The sequence below is a fragment of the Spiroplasma endosymbiont of Tricholauxania praeusta genome, assembly GCF_964019535.1.
Lineage (GTDB): Bacteria > Bacillota_I > Bacilli_A > Mycoplasmatales > VBWQ01 > Spiroplasma_E > Spiroplasma_E ixodetis_A.
The window spans coordinates 810244-834828 of the sequence record NZ_OZ026450.1 but is presented as its reverse complement, the minus strand read 5'-3'; the positions used below and the strand labels follow the sequence as shown (position 1 = coordinate 834828).

Sequence of the window (24585 nt, the reverse complement as noted above, 5' to 3'; positions counted from 1 at the left end):
TTTTCTTTTAGATTTACTTTATGTTATTTAAGATTTTATCATGAAAAAATCCAAAAAAATATTATTATCTTTTAATTTTTTTATTTCTTTTTTTAAAAATTATATTTTTAAAGAATTTGATTTATCACATTTGTTCTGTAAATTATGATTTTGTAAATCTATAGAATTTATTTGTTTTTTTCAATAATTTGATTCATTAATTATATTTTGTATTTCTAAATGTCCATTTCTAGTAGCTCATTTTAAAGCACTATCACCATTAGCATCTAAATGAGTAATATCTATATCATTTTTTATTAAAGTGTTAACTACATCTAGGTGTCCTTCTTTGGCTGCTCATATTAGAGCATTATCACCAAAATAATTAATATGATTAAGGTCAATTCCACTTTTTATTAAAGTGTTAACTACATCTAGGTGTCCTTCTTTGGCAGCTCATATTAGAGCATTATTACCATATTTTGTTTTATGATTAATAATATCACTATTTTTTGTTAATAAAGCGTTAACTACTTCTGTGTGTCCGTTTCTGGCAGCTCATATTAAGGCATTTTCACCAACATTATTTTCGCGATTAATATTAATATCATTCTTTATTAAAATTTTTACTATATCTAAGTGTCCATTTTTAGCCGCTATTATTAAAGCAGTATTATTAAATTTAGTTCTATGTAGAATTACATCAGAGTTTATTTTAATTAAAGTATCAACTATTTCCAAATAACCTTTTCTGGCGGCTATTATTAAAGCACTATCACCATTAGCATCTATGTGATTAATATCAACATTTTTTGTTTTTAGAAAATTGATAACTATTTCTGTGTGTCCGTTTTCAATAGCTAATATTAAAAACGTGTTTTTATTTTTGTCTATATAATTAAAATCAGCATTATGTTTTAATAAATTATTAATTATTTCTGTGTGTCGATTTTCGGTGGATATTGTTAAAGCAGTATCACCAAAGTCATTTATATAATTAATAATATCACTATTTTTTGTTAATAAAGCGTTAACTACTTCTGTGTGTCCGTTTCTGGCGGCACATATTAAAGCAGTATCGCCATCTATATCTTTATCATAAACATTAGCATTATTATCTTCTGCTAATAGTATGTTAACTGTTTCTGTGTGTCCGTTTCTGGCGGCACATATTAAGGCAGTATCATCATTTGTATCTTTATGATTAATAAGCACCATATGCTAGTAAAGTGTTAACTATTTTTGCATAACCTTTTTCAGCTGCTCATATTAGAACAGTATCACCAAAGTTATCTTCATGATTAAGGTCAATTCCATTTTTTATTAAAGTGTTAACTACATCTAGGTGTCCTTCTTTGGCAGCTCATATTAAAGCACTATTTTTGTTTTTATCTACATTATTAATATCAGCACCATATGCTAGTAAAATTTCAACTATTTCCAAATAACCTTTTCTGGCGGCTATTATTAAAGCAGAGTCACCAAGGTTGTTTACATGATTATTAATGTCATTATCTTTTGTTATTAAAACTTTAACTGTTTCTGTGTGTCCGTTTTCAGTAGCTCATATTAGAGCAGTATCACCAATTCAATTTTTGTGATTAATAATCTTACTATTTGTTGCTAATAAAGCGTTAACTACTTCTGTGTGTCCCTTTTTAGCAGTCATTCTTAAAGCATCATCACCAAAATCATTTATATGGTTAATATTAGCGTTATTTTTTAATAAAATTTGAACAATTTTTAAATTACCATGTTCAGCAGCTATTGTTAATGGACTATTATGATGTTCATCTACATAATTAACATCAGCATTATTTTTTAGTAAAGTTTGGGTCAATTCTAAATCATCATGTTTAGCGGCTTTAATTAATTTTTGATTTTTATTAATTTTTATAGTTGTATTTAATTTAGATATTTCTTTTAAATTAGACATTTTTTTCTCCTATCAAATTAAAAAACCTATTTATTTTAAAACTAAAATAAATAGGTTAAAAACTTATATTAAGTTTGAAAAAATTATATCATAAGATTTATTTCTATAGTAAATATAGATAATTGCTATTTAAAATTGCAAACTTTAATATTAATTAGCCGTTATAATCATTTTTTAAATACTTTAATGTATCCCATTTTTATTAATTGACTTAGCACACAATAAGTCATGATTATTCCTAAAACAATTGGAATATAGACTGGCGGTGGTCCTATCATATTCATTTGATGACCAATGTAAGTATAAGGTAAACCTAATCCAATGGTACAAATAACAATTGCCATTATATTCACCGGTCAAGTACCACGACTTTGAATAAAAGGAATTTTTTCAGTTCTAAACATTTGTACTATTAATGTTTGTGTTAATAAACCTTCAATAAATCATCCTGAGTTGAACATATTAATATTTTCTGCAGAAGGATTACCAAAGACACCAAATCCAAATCCTAAAATTGCAAAAGTAGAGATATCAAAAATGCTACTTATAGGTCCATTAATAAAAGCAAATGGTAACATTCCTTTTGGATTTCAGCGTTGTGGTTTTAATAAAAATGATGGATCAACACGATCAAAGGCAATTGTAAATTGTGAAATATCATATAATAAATTTTGAAATAATAATTGTACTGGTGACATTGGTGCAAAAGCAAATCATGCTGATGCTACTAGCACACTAAAGACATTACCAAAGTTAGAAGCAATCGTGATTTTAATATATTTTAAAATATTACCAAAAATGCGACGACCTTCAATAATACCTTTTTCTAAAACTAATAATGATTTTTCTAATAAAATGATATCTGATGCTTCTTTTGCAATATCAGTAGCATTATCAACAGAAATTCCAACATCAGCATTTCTTAATACTAAAGCATCATTAATACCATCACCCATGAAACCAACGACGTGATCATTACTTTTTAAAGTTTGAATAATCTTTGCCTTTTGTAATGGGTTTAGTTTAACAAAAATATTATTATTTTCAACAATTCTTTTTAATTCATATTCAGTTAGGCCAGTTAATTGTTCACCAGAAATTAATCCTTTAATTTCTAGATTAACACGATTACAAATTGCTCTTGTTACTAATTCATTATCACCAGTTAATATTTTAAGATCAACACCATGTGTTTTTAGCAATTTGATCATTTTTGTTGCTGTAGGTTTTGGTGTATCAAGAAAAGTTACAAAACCAAGAAAAATTAAATTTTTTTCGTTTGTTTCATTATATTTATTATTAGTAAGATTTGTATCTTCATATGAGACACCTAAGACACGTAATCCTTGTTCATTTAATTTTGTTATTTTTTTATTAACCATTTTCATTAAATCAGAATTTAATGGTATTACTTTATCTTGATAAACTATACGATTACATGTATTAATAACTTCTTCAATTGCACCTTTACAAATTAATTTTTTATTATTTAATTTATCTTCTAAAACAACTGTTAATTTACGACTATTAAAATCAAAAGGAATTTCATCAATTTTTTGATAATAATTACTTATATTTTTTAATTTGTTTTTTTCTCCAAATTCAAGTATTGAATTATCCATTGGATTTTTTATTCCTGTTTGAAAATAACTATTTAAATAAATAAACTTAATTAAGTCATTATTTGTTTTATTATCCAATGTTATATGGTTGACTACTTCAATATTATCATTAGTTAAAGTTCCTGTTTTATCAGTACATAAAATATCAATTGCACCTAAATTTTGAATAGCAGCTAGTTGTTTAACAACTACTTTTTGTTTACTCATTTTACTAGCACCTCGCGCTAGATTAGAGGTAACAATCATTGGTAGCATTTCAGGAGTCAAACCAACAGCAACCGAAATTGAAAAAATAAATGCTGCAGGTCAATTGTTTTTTAAAAGACCATTGATAATTAACACAATGGGTACCATTACTAGCATAAAGCAAATTAACATTAAAGTAACGCGTTTAATTCCTTTGGAAAAACTGCTTAATGGACGTTGTTTATTTATTGTATCAGCAATAGTAGCAAAGTAGGTGTTAGTAGCTGTTGCTATAACAATAGCAATTGCACTTCCAGAGACAACACTTGTTCCCATAAAACAAATATTTTGTAAATCAAATAAGTTTTGATATGCAGGATCGTTAATAGCGTGTTTTTCAGCAGGTAGTGATTCTCCTGTTAATGATGATTGATTAATAAATAAATCATTGCTTAATAAAATTTTTAAATCAGCAGGAATTAAATCACCCGCTGATAAATAAATTAAATCACCTGGTAATAATTCATTAACATTTATTTCTTGTGCTTGTTTAATTATTTTAATTGAGTTTTCTTTAGTAATTTGATTAATGTTTATATTACGAATAACAGTAGTTGTATTTTTGACCAAAATTGTTAAATGTTTAGTAATAAAAAAAGCTCGTATTGATTGAATGTAAATTAGGGTTCCACTTAATAAAATCATAGTTCCAACAATAATAGCGGCAACCAATGAATAAATTGAAGTATCATTTGTTGTAAAATATGAGAATAAATTATAGATAGTAATAATTGCTAAAATTATATTGAATGGTCCAAAATATGCTTTTAAAAATTCTAAAATTCAATTAAATTTTGTATTTTTTAAAGTATTAATACCATATTTTTTTCTTCTTATTTCAATTTGGTCTGTTTTAAGACCAAAATTATGTAAATCTAAATTTTTTAGTAATTGTTTTTGGTTAAAATGTGCAATTTGTTTAATATAATCACCATTTGTGTAAACTAATGGTTTTTTAAAACTAAATTGTAATTTAAAATAAATTTTGTTTAAAAAAATCTTCATAATTTCTTTACCTCCTTATTTTTCTTATTTTAAGACTTTTAAATAAGGATTTAGAAATTTATTAACACGCTAAAAAAATATTTTTTTAGTAAAAATACCAGGAGAATATTTGACTGAATCTTTATTTAAAAGTACACTTTTAAAATTACTAATTTTTAAATTAGTATTATTTTTCTTATTATAAACGGAATCGCTGTCAGTCATGATATCACTCTCCTTTATCCTTTGACATTTTAACATGTTTCTCTTTAAAAAGATAACTTTTTTTAATTTATATAATTTTAAGAAAAAGATGATTACTATAAAATATTCGAATTTATTTTATGTTATTATTAATTAATGTTACGTATTACTTTAATAATTAAAATAATAGGAGGTAAACATGAATACATTTGTAATAGTTGGTATTATTATAATAGCTATTGCTATTATTAGTTTTATGTTATTATTTAAAATTATAAAATGACTTGCTATTTGTATTATTGTTGGTGGTATCATTTTGGCTGCATTATTTTTTGGTTTTGGTATATGGCCATTAGATAATATTCATTTTACTAATTTTATTAATATTAATAAAAATTAAAATAATAAATAATAATTAGTTTAAATCTTAACTATTAACTATAATATATTTTTGAATAAGAGGTAAAAAATGGAACGAATTAAGCAAGCACAATTTTTAACTAGTGCTATTAAAGAAGAACAATGGCCGCAGGATGAAATTCCTGAATTTTGTTTTGTTGGTCGCAGTAATGTTGGTAAATCAACATTTTTAAATACAATTTGTAATAATGGTAAGTTAGCTAGAGTTTCACAAACACCTGGTAAAACACAAATGCTAAATTTTTTTACAATTAATAATAATATTTGTCGCTTTGTTGATGTTCCTGGCTATGGTTTTGCTAAAGTATCAAATGAAAAAAAAATCCAATTTGCGACAATGATGGATGAATATTTTCAGTCACGAAAAAATTTAAAAGCAGTTTTTTTATTATTAGATTTAAGACATGCACCCAGTAAAGATGATATTGATATGTTGGAATATTTACAACATTATCATTTAAAAATTCATTTAATTGCTACTAAAGTTGATAAAGTGAAAAATAGTCAATTAGTAAAAAATAAAAAATTAATATTATCAACTTTAAAACTTAGCACTAATACTCCTATTATTTTATTTTCTAGTATTAGTAAACAAGGAATTGATTTAGTAATTAGTAAATTAGCAGATGATGTTAATACTAATGAAGTTGAAGTAGAAACTTAATAGTATAATATTTGTTGCTATAAAAAAAGATAAAAGTTGTTTAATATGTATATATTTATTAAAAATATCAATATTCAGTATAGAATAGAATATAATAATAATTAAACTTAATATAAGTTTTTAACTCATTATTTTGATAAAAATAAATGAGTTTTTATTTGAAAGGAAGATTAAAAGAAATGCCTATAAAAAATGAAATTTTACAAAATCTTGAAGCAAAATCAGAAGAAAATGTAGAACAAAAACCTACAAAATGAAAAGAATTTAAAACAAAACATCGAACAACCGCAAAAATTATAAAAGTGACTAAAGGTGTTGCTACTGGTGCTGCTGTTGGTGCTTTGTATATTAATCCTATTGCTCAAATGAGCGGTTTAGTTGCTGCTACTGTTGCGGGTGGTGTCAGTGCTGTTAGTAACCGTTCTGAAGAACAATTAGAAACTGATATTATAACTGCTGCTACTAGTGCTGCTGCTGTTGGTGGTGCTATTATTTTTGGCATAGATGCAGCAAAAAAATTTGATGAAAAACAAAGAAGACAAATTGAAGTTGACAATGATAAGTTTGCAGATAAAAAAACCGCTATAAATAATATAGATTCACAAATTGAAGTAAAAATAGAATCAAAGAAAATGGCCAGTTTATTTAAAATGTTTATTTGGTAAATAATTATGTGATTTAAGTTTGCAAAATTATTTTTTGTTGTAAATACTTCTGTTCAAGCACCCACTAGTTTAATTGCTTCAAATGACCCTAATGTTGTTAATTATGATATTACAAAAGAAATGGTTAAACATGTTAAATATCATGATTTTGATGATTGAGCAACAATTCCATGAAATTCTGCTTATTTTGATGTTGACCAACCAGATTTAAAATTAGTTAGTGGTGAATTTATAGGTAATAATGAAGTTTTATATACGTGTTATTATTATAGTGATACAGTTGGTGTTCCGTCACAAATGATAGATATGGGAACTGGTGTTTATACTTTTAATAGAAAACAATTAGATGAATTTTCACGTATTATGTTTAATCATAATTATGTTGCAAAGAATAATACTAATAATTTAAATTTTGTTAATACTGGTAAAAGTATTATAAATTTTCAAACACAGTTAAATTTTGAAATTGATAAACCTTTAAGTTTTTATATTCAAGGTTTTATGTTTTATTTTGAATATGAATATTTTAAAACTTTTACTGCTAATTTTGTTTTTAGTTTTTTAGATAATGTTGGTGATACAAAATATGTTTTTAAAGGTAAGGTTGATAATGATATTTACCAGCAAGATTTATATAATTTTGTTACTATGCCTATTCGTGTTCCAAATTTAAGACATTTAACAGTATTTTTTGATGTTCATGGTGAATCAACTAGACCAACTTTTTCACCACAATTAAATTTTGGTCAAATTAATATTTTTTCAAGTGAGAAAGTAACACCAGTTCCACCAAATAGTCCTTTTAACCCTGAGTATGAGCGAGTTAGTTGATATGATGTTTTTGGTCATTTACGTAATGCTTTTAGATGAGTACTTTATGGAGTTGTTGGTAAAGTTTTACCGGTAGAACCATTAAGAGAATTTTTTACTAAACTTGATGGATTATTGAGACGTATTTTTGATGATACTATTAGTTCTGTTTTAAATGTTGATTTTACTAGTGGTTTAGAACAAGTTTTAACTTTATGAGTATTTTTAAAAGCAGTAGGATTTTTAGTTGGTTAGGAGTTGAAATAATGCCTTGATATGGTTATTTACTTTTAGGAGTTATATTATTAATAATATTTTATCCATTTTTAATAACTAGAAAAAATATAAAGATATTACAACGTGTAGGTAGTTATATTATTTCAGCACCACCACGTACTGGTAAATCTGCTCTTGCTTGTTGTTTAGCACAAAAACATAAGGGTAGGGTAGTAAGTCCTATTCCTATTAAAGTTCGTAATGAGTATAGTTATCGTTGTTCTTATGATGATGTTTTTAAATTTAATCAATTAAATAGTAATTATGCTTTTAAAGAGTGTGATATGGTTGTTTTAGATGAGTTAGGTTTGAAAATTAATAGTAATGATTTGTCGCCCGAATTTAAAGAAACACAAGAAAGTTTAGGAATGTTTTGTAAGTTAATAGGTCATAATTTTAATGGAATTATGTATATGATTGAACAACACCCCGATAGAATACCAAAACAAGCACGTGAAAAAGTGGAATATATTGTGCAAGTTAAAAGAATGCGTATTTTGTTATTTTTAGTTAAGTTTAAACTAAATATTTATACTAATGTTGATGATTATAATAAAGTTGTATTATCTAAAAGACAAACAAAGCGAATAATTAAACGTGGTGGATTACCACCTAGTTATAGTGGTGAAACTATGACTTTTAGTTTATGATTTCCTAGGTCTTATTTACAAAGATATAATAGTCGTGCTTTAAATTATATTCATTCTTTAAAGAGTGAATTAAGTAATGTTAAAGACTATGAACAATCACAAGCATTAGATTTTACTGTTGATGATATTAGAGCAGTAGGATTAGATAAGTTGGATAATATATTACAAACTGAAAAGAAAGAAACTGAAAATACTGTATGCCGTACTTGTTATTATAGAAATAAATATTCTAAGAAAAATAAGAAAGATGTTAAAATAGAGTAAACCTATATTATTGGTCGAAGCCAACCAGAACCTTGGTTGGTTGGCCGTGGCGTTTACGCCACTGGGGTGAGTTGCGAAGCAACTAGGGGCAAAAGCCCCTATATACTTGATTACTTTTTAAGGTAATAAATCCCCAATAACATGATTGGGGATTTAGTGTTTTTAATATTTTTTAACATTAAAATGTGTATAATTTATTTTTGTATATATTGTGTGTTAAAAAATAATAAAAAAGATTAAAATATTAAAATTTGAGGAGATGAAGTTAATATGAATAATACAAGTGATATAAATGATAATTTTGTTATTAGTAGAGCAGTACTGTCAGATGTTTCATGTACCTCTTGTGCTAGTGTTATCGAAAGACATTTTACTAAAGAAGATGGTATTACTGTTAGTATCAATTTTGATACTAAAAAAGCACAATTTAGTTATGATCCTAAGTTTTGAAATGAAAAAAAAATTAAAAAAGCAATGCATCATTTAGGATATGAAATTTGTAAGTTTGAAACTGAGATTAAAGATATAAAAACGAGTCACCAAGTTGATATGAAAGATATTACAGATGATCATAGTAGTCATAGTCATCATAGTAGTCATAGTCATAGTAGTGAACAACATCAATCTCATATGTCAGAACAACATCATAATCATCAACATAATGTTAAATTACGTGATTTAATTGAACTTATTATTGGTTGAATATTGTTACTACCATTATTATTAATTATGATACCTAATACTTCATTTTTTGATAGTTTACGTAATCCTTATGTTCAACTTGCACTAGCAATTCCAATTCAATTTTATTTTGGTCGTAAATTTTATATTGGTATTTATCGAGAATTAATTAAACAAAAATGACCTGGTATGCATACTTTAGTAGCACTAGGAACAACAACGGCATTTATTTTTTCTATTTATTTAATGATAATTAATAAAACCGAACACTTATATTTTGAAGTTAGTGCTTCAATTATTATGATTGTTTTACTTGGTGATTTAATTAGTGCTGTTGCACAGAAAAGGGCTACTAGTGGCTTAGAAAGTTTAATGTCATTAAAGCCAAAATCAATCTTAAAATATGATTATAATACCAAATCAGAAACTTTTATTAATATTGAAGATGTACAATTAAATGATATTTTAATTATTCGAAAAGGTGAAAATATTCCTACTGATGGTCAATTAATTAGTGAAGAAGCATTTATTAATGAATCAATGTTAACTGGTGAATTGCAAGTTATTACGAAACAAGTTAACCAAAATTTAATTGGTGGAACTAATAATATTGGTGATAGTTTTAGGATGAAAGCAACTAAAATTGGTAAAGACACAGTATTAGCAAGTATTATTAAGGCAGTTGAAGATGCACAATCTCAGAAACCAAAATTACAAAAATTGGCTGATAAAATCTCTGGGTGATTTACACCAACTGTTATTTTAATTGCCATTTTAGTTTTTCTTATTCGTTATTTTGCAGTAGGTAATGGTGTGCAAGAATCATTAGAAATTGCAATTGCAACTTTAATAATTGCTTGTCCTTGTGCATTAGGAATTGCAACACCATTAGCAGTTGCTGTTGGAATTAATAAAGCAGCAAAAATAGGAATCATTTATAATAAGGCTAGTGCTTTTGAAAAAATTACTAAGATTGATACCATTTGTTTTGATAAAACAGGAACATTAACTACTGGTAATTTGGTTATTACTAAAATTTATGGTCAAGAAAAACATGTTAATAAGGCAATTGCTATGGAAAAGCATTCAACACATCCTTTGGCTTTAGCTTTTTCTTTATATTCTAATACTAATAATGTTGGACAATCATTGACAATTACGGAGGTTAAAGAACAAATTGGTTTTGGTATTAAAGCAAAATATCAAACTGAAGAATTACAAATTTCATCACTTGAAAATTTACAAAAAGCAAAAATGCCATTTAGTCCATTTCTAAAAACATTTGATTTTGAAACAGTTACTCCTAGCCAGAAAGTATTGGCATTGGCAATTAATAAAGTTGTTACTAATATTTTTATTTTAGAAGATGAATTACAAACAAATGCATTATTAACAATTGAAAAAGTTAAAAAACAGGGAATTGAGGTTATTTTAATTAGTGGTGATAATGAATCACAAACACTTGCTATTGCTAATCGCGTTGGGATAGAAACATATTTTCCTAATGTTACACCACAAGGTAAATCACAAATTGTTGCTGATTTACAAGCAAAAGGGAAAAAAGTAGCGTTTGTTGGTGATGGTATTAATGATGTTATTGCTTTAGAACAATCTGATTTAGCAATTGCAATGGGCTCTGGTAGTGATATTGCTAAAAAAATTGGTGATATTACTATTCTTGATAATGATATTAGTATTGTTTATAAGGCTATTGTTTTAACTAAAAAAACTAAAAATAATATTTGAATGAATTTTATTTGAGCATTTAGTTATAATATTATCATTATTCCATTAGCTGCTGCCGGATTTATTATTCCACCGTTGGCTGCAATTGCAATGGCTCTTTCTGATATAACTGTTGTTGGAAATTCATTAATTTTTAAATGAAGAAAATATAAATATTAGATAATATATAAATTAATAATAAATAAAAAAGTACTTTAATTTTTTAAAAGGGGGAATTTAAATGGCTAGACAAAATGAAGAAAAAAAAGCAGAGCTTGATCAAAAGATATCTATTTTACAAAAAATGATAGGTATTATAGAAGAAAAAAATAATGTTGAACCAAAGCCTGATGAAAAGTTGATTAGAATTAATCAACTGATAATTGATGATTATAAGAACAAACTTTCTCTATTAGTAAAAGAAAGAGAAAATAATGATTGAGAAACAATTAATTTAGAAGATATTGATAAACCATCTACAAGTCAAAATAAATGAAGTTTATCAAAAATATAAAAAAAGTTACCTTAATTGGTAACTTTTTTTATATTTTTAAAAATTAAAACTTACCTTTCTCTATAACCCTACTAGGTAAGTATTTTGATTATACTTTATCATTGTTGATTTGTATAGCAATTTTAGTGTTTTTTTAAAATTTCAATATTTTTTTATATTTAAAAGAGTCAGATTTAAAATCTGACTCTTTTAAGCAATTATCTGTCTATCTATTTGTTTTTGGGATTTTCTTCAGCATTAGCTCATAATGCTGCTGCTTTTCCAAAAGCCTCAGTGTGTTTTAATTCTGGGTGTTCTGCTTTAACCTTTGGCAATGTAGTTTTCATAAAAATATTAAAAACAGTAGGTTTTTTTGCTGCCATATTTTCCTTCTCCTTTCACTTTTCTTATATTATTATTATTATAATATATTTTAATTATTAGTGTGTTAATAAACTATAAGAGTATATTTTTAAAAATATTAAGTTTTTATTTTTTAAAAACATAATTATTAATAATGTATCCAACTCCATGTTCATCATTATTTGGAGCAATAGTTTTACCATATGGTTTTAAAGCAATATTAGCATTTTCCATTACTATTGGATGACCAGATACTTCAAACATTGGTAAATCATTAAATCCATCACCAATCGTTAATGCATCTTTAGTGTCAATATTTAAATGATTACATAATCATTGTAGTGCCGAACCTTTATTAATGTTTTTATTACCAATTGAAAAAACATTTGTATGATATTGAACAATTGTTAAATCTGGAAAGTTAGTTTCAAAACTATTAATGAATTTTGTAATTTCATTAGCCTTTCAATATTTTTCTAAAATAACCATTACTTTTGAGATTGGCATTTTAATATCAGTACTATTAGTTAACTTAATAATTTTAATTTGCAGATTTTCAACTCATGTACTTCAACTATTAGCCGCATGGTTAACATACAAAGTATCAATACTATTAAAATGTAAAATCATTTGTTTATTATATTTGGTTAATCATTCATAAAGTTTAATTGTTATTTCTGAATTTAATTGTTGTAAATAAATTCATTTTTGTTTAGTATATGATCAAATTTCAGCACCATCATTACCAATAATATAACCATCATATTTTTCAGCATTAATCATTTTACCAACACGAATAGCATTTTCACCATATCTACCTGTATTAATTACAACTTTAATATTATTTTTTTGAGCTTTTAAACAAGCATTAAGATTAATTTCACTTAAGGCACTGCCACTATCAAATAAAGTACCATCTACATCAGTAAAAATTATTTTTACCATCAATCATTTCCTGCTTTCTTTTTTTCTATTATTTTATTAATATTATAAAGATAAAATAATAAAATACTATATATTTCCATAGAATAAAATTTCTTAAATTAAAATAAAATATTATGTTTAAAATATAATATTTTATTTTAATTTTTTATTATATAAAAATGTTAAAAAAGAAAAAAACCTTTAATGAAAAACATAAAGGTTAACAAAATAATGTATGGTGCGGAACAAGGGACTTGAACCCTCATGCCTTTCGGCGCCAGAGCCTAAATCTGGTGCGTCTGCCAGTTTCGCCAATTCCGCATTTTGGTGTCCCGTATAGGCCTCGAACCTACAACCCTCAGATTAAGAGTCTGATGCTCTGCCAATTGAGCTAACGAGACATCTAGGGGAATAAAAAACAAGTAATTATAATACTTGCAGTCTAAATATTAATTAATGGTGACTCGTACGGGGATCGAACCCGTAATGTAGGAATGAAAATCCTATGTGTTTACCAATTCACCAACGAGCCGTAGAAAACAAGAGTTTAGAATAATGGCGCCCAGTATAGGATTTGAACCTATGACACTTCGATTAACAGTCGAATGCTCTGCCGCTGAGCTAACCGGGCATTTACTAAACCTTAATTATTATATTGAAGAAAAGTATAATTTGCAATAACTAATAAAGTTTTTTTTATTTTTTTCTTGATTACGGCAATGTATATGCTTTATTAATCATTTTTTTAAATTAAATATAATAATAACTTAAGTATTATTTGTAATAATGAATACTATTAATAGTAAAAATAATTAGAAAGAAGTAAACATAGAAATCATGTAGAATTACATTATCAATATAAAGGGGTTTTAATTTATGAAGTTATTATTAGCAACATTAAGTTTTTTAACATTTGGAACAACTGTAGGAACTTTTGGAAATGTATTAAGTACGAATCTAAGCAAAATAAATAATAGTATTAAAGAAACTTATACTATAATTCCTAATTCATTTAGTTTGAAAAGTGAATTAAGAAAAGAAAAAATGAATACTGATAATATTGATGTTGATATGTTAGATGGAATGACAAAGGCTATTATTCGTTATATGCCAGATACAACAGATTTACCTTTTTTAGTTAAAGAGGTTAATTTGCTTTGACTAAGTAATGATATTAGTCAAATAATAACTAAAAAAGCATTGCCTTATAGTAAAAGTTTTGAAAAAAACGGAATAGTTGATAAAGATTTAATTTTAGAAGCAATTAATATTATGAATGGTACTAAGTTTTCTAATAATGATTTAGATGTACTAATTAATCAAGATAATAAAAATATTTCTTTAATAGCAAAAAGTAATAGTCACTTTCAAGGGAAAATAGATATTTTAAATAAGCCAGTAGAATTTTCGGATATTTTTTATGAACAAAATCTTGGAAAAATTTATTTTAATACTGATATGTATGAAAAAAGCACATTCTTACATCCAACAAGTCAATTTGGGAGATTTGCAACAGTTATGGAATATTTAGGAAATCGTAATAAATTAATAAAATTTTATGAAAATGAGATTACATCTGCTTTAACTAGTTCAGCATTAAAAATATATGAGTTAAGTTTTCCCAATTTTAATAATGAAGGAAAGATTGAATTTAGTTTTGCAATTGAAAATATTATGAATTATTCATCATTTAAAGCAAACTTTTTACCATTACCAACAGAAAATAATCGAGTTTTTATTAACTACCAAGGTAAACAACCAAAAAATGATGAAGAAATTGATATTAAGTTAGAAGGATTATATACAGAAAATAATAAAAATAAATTATTTTATGATGTTGTAGTAAAAACACTTGGTAAAAAATTTGCTGATAAGTATAAAGATATTTTATATAATGAATTTCTTATTGAGGGTTTTAATAAAAAATTAAAAACTGCAAAAATAACTCCTAAACCAGGATCAAAAATATTTGCTTTTTCAACAAAAGTATCAGAAAGTTATACAGAAATCCCTTATTATAAGTTAAATATTTCATGATAACATAATTAAATTAATATAAATCCCTAATTATTTAAATATAGATTCAGGAGATAAAGTTATGAGAAAAATAATTAGATTTTTTTTAAATTATATTTTGGTTAGTGCAACAACAATAAATGTTATTGCTTGTAGGTGAGGTTGTACTAATAATGATTATGATTTTGCTGATGAAAATGAGCAAGATATTTCTGGTAATTATATTGTTCCTGATATCAATAAGAGAATTAATAAAGTAGTAAGTGATCGCATAAATTTTTTTGAAGGCGAAGATGTGGCTAGTTTAAAACAATGATATTTAAAAAATTCGCAAAATTGATTTAGTAAAACTAGTAAAAAATTAAACTTTGTTACTAATTTAGAAGAAAAAATTCAATATCAGGCAAAAAAAGAGTCGATTAATGAATTTAACTTGTTAGCAAATAATAAGAGTAATTTTACAGACTTTTCTGATTTACAAAATCAAATTAATACTACTAATCTTGGCAAAACTTATACAAATGTTAATTGGGATACATTAATTAATTCATCTACAATAAATGCTACTGAAAAAGCAGAGATAAAAGATAAATTAGTTCGATTTTATAATATATTTGCACAAATTTATGGCAAAAAAAATGTTCTTAAACTTTTATATCGAGTAGCTAAAATTAATAAAAATGGTTTATTTGGCTTTGTTAAATCTGATTATGTTTATGATTCACAATTTCAAAATTATTCATTAGTTCAAGTTATGGCAATAAATCCAAATTCTCTTAGTAAAAGAACTCAATATTGGCAATATGTTAGTGGTTATAAAGCTTCAAAAAGTATTATTAGAACAATTGTTCATGAATATGGTCATGCTTTAGGTTCTTTTATTCGTTTAAATTTTCAAGGAAAACAAAGAATAAATTCACTTGCAGATAATGTTCCTAGTAAATGATGAAATAATTATTTTAATTCATCTTATTTATTAAAAGATAATCTAGAAAAAGGAGAAATAACTGATGAAACTAATTATATGATTTCATCATTAGCAAATGGTACAAAAATTAACGATCCAATTTATCAAAAGCTTTTAGCATATGGTATTGTGAGAAGTGAATATGGCCGAGAATCACATTTTGATTTATTTGCCGAAGCCTTTGATCAGTGAATAGATACTGAAGAAAGTCAACGTAATATTGCATGAGAAAAATTAGATAATTTTTTTAGAATTGATTTGCCTAAAAAATTATAAAAAAAATATGAATTGGAAATTTGAGTTTAGTTAAATACAAGAAAAATAAAATTATGTTATTAAAACCATAAGAACTTATAGGAAATAAGCCTTATTGTAAGCCTTATTTCCTATAATAATTTCTATAATATTTTTTCATTATCTTTAATTTTACTGTTTAAAGTTTTATTATTTAAATAATAGTTATTTATTTCTTTTGAATTAAAAGTTTTAATTTCTTCTTTTCTTAATAAAAGTTGTGGTGAATTTTTAATTTGTTCAGATGTAAATCAAGTAATTTGTTCTTGTGTGAGTGCTTGTATTTGTAGACTTGTGAGTGCTTGTATTTGTTCTTTTGTAAATATTTCTATTTGTTCTATTGTGAATGCGGGTACTTGTTTTTTCGTAAATCAAGAAATCTTATCTTTTGTGAATGTTGCTATATGTGTTTCTGTAAATTGTGGTATTTGTTTTTTGGTAAATCAAGTGATTTGTCAAACAGTAAATGCTTCTATTTGTTGAGTTGTAAGTCAAGTAATTTGTAAATTTGTAAAAAATGGAATTTGTTGGATTGTGAAATGTGGTATTTGTTCAATTGTGAGTGCTTGTATTTGTTCTTTGTTAAGTACGTTTATTTGTCAAGGTGTAAATTTTTCTATTTGTTCTGGTTCAAATTTTGGTATTTGTTCTTTTGTAAATGATTTTATTTGTCATAATCAAAAGTTTTTGATTTGTTCTTGTGTGAGTATTTGAATTTGCTCACTTGTAAGTGCTTGTATTTGTTCTTCAGTAAGCGCTTGTATTTGTTCTTTTGTAAAAAATGAAATTTGTTCTGGTTTAAAAGATTGAATTTGCAAAGGCGTAAAAAATGAAACTTGATTTTCTGTCAATGCTTGTATTTGTTCTTGTGTGAGTGCTTGTATTTGTTCTTTGGTAAATACTAGCATTTGTTGTGGTCAAAAGTCTTGTATTTGTTCTTTTGTAAAAAATGAAATTTGTTCTTGTGTGACATTAATAGTATTTTCATTTTCCACTAATATTTGTAATAATTGTTTGATTTCTTGTTGTATTGTTTCATCAAACTCTTGTTTTGATTTATCATTATTATTTTTTTGATTAAGTTTTTCTATCATTTCATAATTATTTTTTATTGAATCTTTTATATCATTTAATTGTTTTAATAGATCTTGACAATTGATTAAATGAACTCTATTTTTTTCTTCTTCAATTAATTTATTTATTTGATCTTTAATATTTTGTATTTGTTTTTCAATTGCTTCTTTTTCTTCAATATGATCTTCAATATTTTCTATTGTGTCTGAATTAGTTTTTATTTCTTCAATTTCTAGTTCTTTTTTTGATAATTTTTTTTCTAATTCTATTAATTTTTTTTCTAATTCTTCTCTCTTTTTAATATTTTTTAGTTCTTCATCACTTTTTTTACCATTAATCTGTTCTTTTAGTTGTTCGATTTCTTTGTTAGCTTCTTCTAACTTATTTTTTAGTTCTTGTATTTCTTCAATTTCGTTTAATAATGCTTGCATTTCTTTATTGGCTTCATTCAACTTAGTTTGCATTTCTTCTTTTGCTTTGTTAGTTTCTTCTATTTTATTTTTTAGTTCTTGTATTTTTTCATTATCGTTAGTGTTTTTGCTTTCTTCTTTTAGTTGTTCGATTTCTTTGTTAGCTTCTTCTAATTTAGATTCTATTTCTTCTTTTGCTTTGTTAGTTTCTTCTAATTTATTTTTTAGTTCTTGTATTTTTTCATTATCGTTAGTGTTTTTGCTTTCTTCTTTTAGTTGTTCGATTTCTTTATTGGCTTCATTCAACTTAGTTTGCATTTCTTCTTTTGCTTTGTTAGTTTCTTCTATTTTATTTTTTAGTTCTTGTACTTTCTCATTATCGTTAGTGTTTTTGCTTTCTTCTTTTAGTTGTTCTATTTCTTTATTGGCTTCTTCTAACTTAGATTCTATTTCATTTAATTTATCTTCAATTGCTTTTTTTCAAGTTCTGTATTTTCTAGTTTATTTTTTAGTTCTTGTAGTTGTTCACTATCTTTATTGTTTTCAATTTCTTCTAATAGTTGTTCTATTTCTTTGTTGGCTTCTTCTAATTTAATTTGTGTTTCATTTAATTTAGATTGAATTTCTTCTTTTTCTTCTTCAGTTTCTTCTTCAAATTCATTTATTGTATTATCTATTTCATTATTATTTAGTTTACTTGACATAAAATTTGTCTCCTTTTTATTTATTAATTTGATTTATTTTTGGACTCCTTTTATAGTAATATTTTAATAAAACACAAATTTAGAGTAGAAATTAAATTATTTTTTTTGTTTTTTGAAATAATAAATAAATTCAGTTGTTTAAAATTTCATTTTAAAAAAATGAATAGTAATTTAATAGTTATTGTTCTTACAAGGATTAATTTTAATAAATTAATAAAATTTTTAATGCTAGATTTGATTGTAAAATTTCAATTAATTATCATTTTTATTTTTTATATTTAAGATTTACTTAAAATATTTTTTTATTCAAAATTATAGATTTAAAAATATAAAAAATGCATTAATATATTAAATTAGTTACTATATTAAATAGTAAGTAATATTGAATTAAATGAATTAATTTTATATAATTTAATGATAAATTTTTATTTTTTAAAAGTTATTCTAAGCAAATCTTAACTAAAGTTTATATCTGAAAAAATGAATATACAATAAAAAAAATACCAGTTAAATTATATTTTTAATTAAATAGAAAAAATCTTTCTTGTAATTTTTATTATATAAAGTTAATAATTAATATTTTTTTCTTTTTAATTTATAAAAATATTTCATAATTTTATCTTTTTGCTTGTAATAACTAATATTTATGGTTAATATTAAAATTGAAATTAATATTTATATTAATCTAAATTAGATAAGTATAATTAATAATAATTAGTTTTCAGCGAGAGTGAATAGTGTAAGCACTTAACCATTATTAATTAGAAGCTCCTAATTTAACAATTTTAATCATTAATTAAGCGCATTTACTTTGTAAGTGAATTAGGATGGTACCGCGTTAAAAAACGTTCCTATTTTGATAGGAATTTTTATTATTTTGAGGAGAAATTATTATGTCAATAAAATGAACAACAGATAAAGTTAGAACAACTTGATTAATTTTTTTTAAAAGTTATGATCATCACATTTTAGAAAGTGCATCACTTGTTCCAAATGATGATCCTTCACTATTGTGGATTAATTCTGGAGTTGCTACATTAAAACCATATTTTGATGGACGACAAACCCCAATTGCTAAAAGATTAGCAAATTCACAAAAAGCAATTAGAACTAATGATATTGAAAATATTGGTATTACAGCAAGACATCAAACTTTTTTTGAAATGTTAGGTAATTTTTCAATTGGTGATTATTTTAAAAAAGAAGCTATTATTTGAGGATGAGAATTTTTAACTAGTAAAAAATGATTAAATTTAGATGCTAATTTATTATATGTAACAGTTTTTAATGAAGATGAAGAAACATATAATTTATGATTAAATATTATTAAATTACCAAAAGAACGTATTATTAAAGGTACAAGATCTACTAACTTTTGAGATATGGGTCAAGGTCCTTGTGGTCCTAATACTGAAATTTATTATGATCGTGGTATTAAATATGATCCTAAAAATATTGGTATTAAATTATTAAAAGATGATATTGAAAATGATCGTTATATTGAAATTTGAAATATTGTTTTTTCACAATTTAATAATGATGGCAAAAATAATTATACTGATTTACCAAGAAAAAATATTGATACTGGTGCAGGATTAGAAAGACTAGTAGCAATTTTACAAGATGTGCCAACTAACTTTGATACTGATTTATTTCAAAATATTATTCATGAATGTGAAAAATTGACAAATTTTCGTTATGATATTAATAATTATTTTACACAAGAGATTAAGCAAAAAACTATTAATACTGCATTTAAAATTATTGCTGATCATATTCGTTGCTTAGTTTTTGCAATTAGTGATGGTGTTTTTCCTAGTAATAAAGATCGTGGTTATGTATTACGAAGATTGATTAGAAGAGCTGTTGTATATGGACAAAAACTTAATATTAATGAACCATTTTTGTTTAAGTTAGTTTCAATTATTATAAAAGTTATGGGTCAACATTATCAAGAATTACATGAAAAAGTCGATTTAGTAACTAATATTATTAAAAGCGAAGAATTAAAATTTTGAACAACATTAATAATAGGAAAACAATTATTATTACAAGTTATTAGTGATAATAAAAAAGTAGATGCAACTGCGGCTTTTAAATTATTTGATACCTATGGTTATCCTATTGAATTAACATTAGAGATTGCAAATGAAGAAAATGCTACTGTTGATTTAAAAGGTTTTCAAAAGTTATTGGATAACAGTAAAGATAATACAAGAAAAGTAAGAATTAATCATCAAGCATTAACAATTCAATCTTCATTACTAACTAATTTAAAAGTTCCTTCAACCTTTGTTGGTTATGATAAAGAACAAATAAATACAAATATTGTTTTTATGTTTAAATCAGAGCATGAGGTAAAATTTTTAAAAAATGAAAAAGGTTATTTAATTTTAAATGAAACACCTTTTTATGCAGAAAAGGGGGGACAAGCATCTGATGATGGCATTATCACAGGAGAAAATGGAACGGCCTCTGTTATTGATGTACAACAAGTACCACAAAAACAGCATATTCATCAAGTGGAAGTAAAAGGTGAATTAACACAAACAGAAATTGTTGAAGCACAAATTAATAGTTCACATCGTTTTTATACAAGAAAAAATCATTCAGGAACTCATTTATTACATGCTGCTTTAAGAAAATTATTAGGTTTACATGTTATGCAATCTGGAAGTTTTAATAATTATCAATATTTACGATTAGATTTTAGTCATTATCAAATGTTAACTTTAGAACAAATTATAAGTATAGAACAACAAGTAAGTAAATGAATTAAAGGTAAATATCCTTGTGAAATTATTTATTGTACATATGAAGAAGCAATCAAAATTGGAGCTTTAGCTTTTTTTGGTGAAAAATATGAAGAAAAAGTTCGAGTAATTAAGTTTGGTGATTTTTCAATTGAACTTTGTGGGGGTACTCATTGTTATAATTCACAAGAAGTAGAACAATTATTAATAACTAATGTTGAATCAAAAGGTTCTGGTTCTTATCGAATTCATGCTTTAACATCATTAAAAACTATTAATGAATACTTAACACAACAAATAATAATGATTAAAGAACAAAGCAATAATTTATTTATGCAATATCAAAAAAATAAAGATAATTGTATGCAAGAAGAAATTGAAAAAATATATGATACTATTAATAACTTAAAAGTGGTAGCTGCTGATTGAAGAAAAGGAAAAATGTTATTACTAGAATTACATGGTTTATTTAAAAAATGACAAATTAATTTTGAAGAATTAAATCGTCAGAAGATAGTGAAAAAATATTTAACTTTAGTTCCAAAAAATGAAAATAATTATAAATTATTAATTGCAAATTTTGAAAATTTAGATATTAAAACATTAAGAGAAATAATTGAACATTATCGTAATCAATATCAAAATATTATTATTATTTTTATTAATAAAATTAATAATCAAGAATATTTAGTATTAGTTGCTTCAAGTAAAGAATTGCATAATAATAAACAGTATCAAAGTAATAATATTTTACAAAAAATATTAAAAACATATAATGGTAAGGGTGGTGGTAGCCCAATCTTAGCGCAAGGGAAGATTGATAAGTTTATTACAGAAAAAGAAATTAATAAAATTATATATTAAACTTAATACTTATATGTATTAATTTATATAAATATTATGATATACAATAATATATGTTCAACGTCAATAATTTTTTACAATCATATATAACATTATTATAGTAATTGCAGAATCTTTTATAATTTCTTATTGATGAAATATAGGAAAATAGTAGTGATAATAATTTTGAAAAAAATATATTTTTTTAATTAATAACTGTCAATATCGAGTGAAAATTTCCCAAAATACTTATCAAAAAAACTAAATTATTTTGGGAAATTTAAACTATTTCAGTAAAATACACAAATTTTAAATAATCCTGAAAATTTTAGTTTCTATTTTTTATAATATAGAAATATTTAATATTTAAAAATTTATTAATTATAATATTGTTAAAAACTAAATATAGTTTTTAACCCATTGTTTTATTTTTAAACAAATAGGTTTTTATTTTGAAAGGATAGTTTATATGGAGACCAATTCATGAAATGATAGTATGCTATCGGTAATTATTAATAACATAACTACTTTACCATCGGTAATCTCAACTCCTGTATCAAAAATATTCAATAAAATAACAACAACTGAAATGACAAATTTCAATAATCAAACTAATAATGCTAATAATACTAGTACTGAACTTTTTGAAACAAAAAAAGATATATGAACAAATATTAAAAATTATTTAACTAATTTTTATGAGTCAGATTATTTTTGACCAACAACAGGTTTTATTGGTTATGGATTAATTACAACATCAATTATTATTGGTTATTGTATTTATAATTGTAAAATAAATAACAATAAAAAAAACTTATTAAAAGAACTTGAAAAAGAAGAAATAAATTCAATGGAGTTGACAAATCAACCTTCAACTAGTGGATATAATAATCGTGCTTTTTTTGCCTAAATTTTTTCAATTAACAATGAAAGTTCTTTTTTTCTAGTATTTTATAAAATACTAGAAAAAAATAAAAAAAGAGTTACTAATGCTCTTGGATTTCAAAAAGACAAATCAAAAGTAAACAGTGAAGCTTCAACAAGCAAAAGTCAAAGTTCTAGTAGAAAATCACAAAAAAATGTAAAAGAGGAAGATATTGAATTTGTAATCTCTTTATATCTTTAAAATCAATTTTAAAGCACCAAATTTGCTCATATACAAACATTTTAAAAATTTATATGGTTTAGTATTCAAAAAATGTAAATCTTATATAACTTTAATTAGGAATTATTGATATCCATATCTTCAAGGATGATTTTTATTGGGTATATAAACTTTTTTAGTTTTTATCAAGTTGTCTTTAATAATTGGTTTTAGTGCTATTTCTTTTAGTTCATATATTTGATTATTGTAACTAAGATATAATTCATTAATAAACGATTTAAGTACAATTACATCAATTCGAGATTGTATGTATTGAACTTTGTTATTTTTATAAGGAAAATATTTTTTACCATAATATGTTATAGTTGAACCACTATCTGTTTTTCTTTTAGAAAATCTTGAAAGATAAATATTTATTTCTTCTTGTGTAGGAGCTTTAACCATAGCAGATTTATTATCATCAATAGGAAAGGCAAACTGTTTATTAAAAACGTTTATGTACATTTTGAGAAATTGATTAGCTTCATCTAATGTTTTAATTTTATTAAGTCGTAATTCACTAATTAATCGACTTTGAAGTGTTCCAAATAAACGTTCAATTCTACCTTTAGCTTGTGGAATTGAAGTTCTAATTATTTCAACACCCAAATCATTACAGCATTTTTGGAATTGAGTATAAGTGTCATTTTCTGTGTTTATTTTACCTGAATCAATTTTTTTCTTATATCCAAAAACTGTTCTATTATCAGTATAAAATGTTTTTGGTATGCCATAATTAGTTAAAATTTGATAAAAAACATTATAATAACCATCTAATGTTTCTTGATGATCAAATCATAGTCCAACAATATTTCCTGTAGCATCATCAATTGCAGCATGTAAAAATGATTTTGGTTTATCGTTACCAAATCAATGATGATTACTTGCATCCATTTGAATTAATTCACCAAAATTTGTTCTTCGATTTCTTGTTGGATGTAAGTTATTTTTTTTATTTTTATGTCTTTTTGGTGAAGTAATTTTTTCTTTGATTAATATAGTATAAAGTGTGCTATATGAAATTTTAATTTTTTCTTCATTCATTAATTTCTCATGAAAATGTTGAAAATTAAAATTATAATATTTTGTTTTATACAAGTTGATAATCTTAATTTTGATTTCAAAATTTGTTGCCTTATTAGAAATTGTATTGCGAGATTTATGAATAAAACCAACTTTACCTTCTCTATTAAAAATTTGAATTAATTGGTTAATTCTTCTAATAGTTAGATTAAGTTTATTCTTGGCTTGATGTTTAGATAATTTATTAATAATAATATCATTTATAATTTTGTACTTATATTTTTCTTTCATAGTCATGCTTCTTTCCATTTTTATCACCAAGTATATTTAACTTCACTTTTGGGAAATTTTTACTCGATAACTAATAGGAAATTATCACTAAATAATGACATTTTTTAATTAATAACTTGTATTTTTTCTAAAATTTAATAAAATGACTAAGTGTAAACTA

The 24585-nt window shown here is 24.3% G+C and carries 19 protein-coding genes and 4 tRNA genes; 11 read left to right on the top strand and 12 right to left on the bottom strand.

The annotated features are described in order from the left end of the window. Positions 1-99 precede the first annotated feature (99 nt). The 3 genes from AACK96_RS04480 to mgtA form a co-directional block, all read right to left on the bottom strand. Positions 100-1197, bottom strand: coding sequence for an ankyrin repeat domain-containing protein (locus AACK96_RS04480; protein WP_338973482.1), 1098 nt, complete (start codon positions 1195-1197; stop codon positions 100-102). Next, positions 1184-1915 carry an ankyrin repeat domain-containing protein gene (locus AACK96_RS04475; protein WP_338973479.1) on the bottom strand — a complete coding sequence of 244 codons (732 nt, stop codon included), beginning with the start codon at positions 1913-1915 and terminating at the stop codon, positions 1184-1186. The genes AACK96_RS04480 and AACK96_RS04475 overlap by 14 nt, the downstream gene beginning before the upstream one ends. A 161-nt stretch (positions 1916-2076) precedes the next feature. Next, a complete protein-coding gene (gene mgtA / locus AACK96_RS04470; protein ID WP_338973476.1) occupies positions 2077-4788 on the bottom strand; it encodes a magnesium-translocating P-type ATPase in 2712 nt (903 codons plus the stop codon). A gap of 382 nt (positions 4789-5170) precedes the next feature. Between mgtA and AACK96_RS04465 the strand changes: the two genes are divergently transcribed. The 7 genes from AACK96_RS04465 (at position 5171) to AACK96_RS04435 (ending at position 11640) form a co-directional block, all read left to right on the top strand. Continuing rightward, a complete protein-coding gene (locus tag AACK96_RS04465; RefSeq protein ID WP_252320689.1) occupies positions 5171-5371 on the top strand; it encodes a hypothetical protein in 201 nt (66 codons plus the stop codon). Between the two features lie 69 nt (positions 5372-5440). Then, positions 5441-6055 (top strand): ribosome biogenesis GTP-binding protein YihA/YsxC, encoded by a 615-nt coding sequence (yihA, locus tag AACK96_RS04460; RefSeq protein ID WP_286640905.1) that lies wholly within the window; start codon positions 5441-5443, stop codon positions 6053-6055. 179 nt (positions 6056-6234) lie between these two features. Then, the gene (locus AACK96_RS04455) at positions 6235-6720 is read left to right on the top strand and encodes a hypothetical protein (RefSeq protein WP_338973474.1); all 486 of its coding nucleotides are present in this window, start codon (positions 6235-6237) and stop codon (positions 6718-6720) included. 6 nt (positions 6721-6726) lie between these two features. Further along, positions 6727-7785, top strand: a complete 1059-nt coding sequence (locus AACK96_RS04450) for a hypothetical protein (RefSeq protein WP_338973472.1) — start codon at positions 6727-6729, stop codon at positions 7783-7785. Between the two features lie 11 nt (positions 7786-7796). Then, complete coding sequence (locus tag AACK96_RS04445) at positions 7797-8720, top strand: hypothetical protein (RefSeq protein WP_338973470.1); 924 nt, start codon at positions 7797-7799, stop codon at positions 8718-8720. Positions 8721-8990: 270 nt separating this feature from the next. Continuing rightward, positions 8991-11306 carry a cation-translocating P-type ATPase gene (locus AACK96_RS04440; protein ID WP_338973467.1) on the top strand — a complete coding sequence of 772 codons (2316 nt, stop codon included), beginning with the start codon at positions 8991-8993 and terminating at the stop codon, positions 11304-11306. Between the two features lie 61 nt (positions 11307-11367). Beyond that, a complete protein-coding gene (locus AACK96_RS04435) occupies positions 11368-11640 on the top strand; it encodes a hypothetical protein (RefSeq protein ID WP_338973464.1) in 273 nt (90 codons plus the stop codon). A 209-nt stretch (positions 11641-11849) separates the two neighbouring features. On the opposite strand, the gene AACK96_RS04430 is transcribed toward AACK96_RS04435, so the two are convergent. From AACK96_RS04430 to AACK96_RS04405, 6 genes are all read right to left on the bottom strand, one after another. Then, positions 11850-12002 (bottom strand): hypothetical protein, encoded by a 153-nt coding sequence (locus AACK96_RS04430; protein WP_281749279.1) that lies wholly within the window; start codon positions 12000-12002, stop codon positions 11850-11852. A gap of 106 nt (positions 12003-12108) precedes the next feature. Then, a complete protein-coding gene (locus AACK96_RS04425) occupies positions 12109-12927 on the bottom strand; it encodes a Cof-type HAD-IIB family hydrolase (RefSeq protein WP_338973462.1) in 819 nt (272 codons plus the stop codon). 215 nt (positions 12928-13142) lie between these two features. Next, positions 13143-13227, bottom strand: a tRNA-Leu gene (locus AACK96_RS04420). A gap of 4 nt (positions 13228-13231) precedes the next feature. Next, positions 13232-13307: transfer RNA gene (locus AACK96_RS04415), tRNA-Lys, on the bottom strand. Positions 13308-13363: 56 nt separating this feature from the next. Then, positions 13364-13438 (bottom strand) — tRNA-Glu (locus AACK96_RS04410). 24 nt (positions 13439-13462) lie between these two features. Beyond that, positions 13463-13537: transfer RNA gene (locus tag AACK96_RS04405), tRNA-Asn, on the bottom strand. A 245-nt stretch (positions 13538-13782) separates the two neighbouring features. Between AACK96_RS04405 and AACK96_RS04400 the strand changes: the two genes are divergently transcribed. Both AACK96_RS04400 and AACK96_RS04395 read left to right on the top strand, forming a co-directional pair. Continuing rightward, on the top strand, positions 13783-14946 hold the full coding sequence (locus tag AACK96_RS04400) for a hypothetical protein (RefSeq protein WP_338973459.1): 1164 nt from the start codon (positions 13783-13785) through the stop codon (positions 14944-14946). 58 nt (positions 14947-15004) lie between these two features. Beyond that, a complete protein-coding gene (locus AACK96_RS04395; RefSeq protein WP_338973457.1) occupies positions 15005-16165 on the top strand; it encodes a hypothetical protein in 1161 nt (386 codons plus the stop codon). Positions 16166-16287: 122 nt separating this feature from the next. Here AACK96_RS04395 and AACK96_RS04390 read toward each other — a convergent pair whose 3' ends face one another. Then, positions 16288-17985 carry a hypothetical protein gene (locus AACK96_RS04390; protein ID WP_338973455.1) on the bottom strand — a complete coding sequence of 566 codons (1698 nt, stop codon included), beginning with the start codon at positions 17983-17985 and terminating at the stop codon, positions 16288-16290. Positions 17986-18122: 137 nt separating this feature from the next. Then, a complete protein-coding gene (locus AACK96_RS04385; protein ID WP_338973452.1) occupies positions 18123-18371 on the bottom strand; it encodes a hypothetical protein in 249 nt (82 codons plus the stop codon). A gap of 893 nt (positions 18372-19264) precedes the next feature. Here AACK96_RS04385 and alaS point away from each other — a divergent pair. Then, positions 19265-21988: an alanine--tRNA ligase gene (gene alaS, locus AACK96_RS04380; RefSeq protein ID WP_338973449.1), complete on the top strand. Its 2724-nt coding sequence runs from the start codon at positions 19265-19267 to the stop codon at positions 21986-21988. A gap of 475 nt (positions 21989-22463) precedes the next feature. Then, entirely contained in the window at positions 22464-22877 is a 414-nt protein-coding gene (locus AACK96_RS04375; protein WP_338973439.1) for a hypothetical protein, read from the top strand. Between the two features lie 318 nt (positions 22878-23195). On the opposite strand, the gene AACK96_RS04370 is transcribed toward AACK96_RS04375, so the two are convergent. Beyond that, positions 23196-24443 (bottom strand): ISNCY family transposase, encoded by a 1248-nt coding sequence (locus AACK96_RS04370; RefSeq protein ID WP_338973446.1) that lies wholly within the window; start codon positions 24441-24443, stop codon positions 23196-23198. Positions 24444-24585 lie beyond the last annotated feature (142 nt).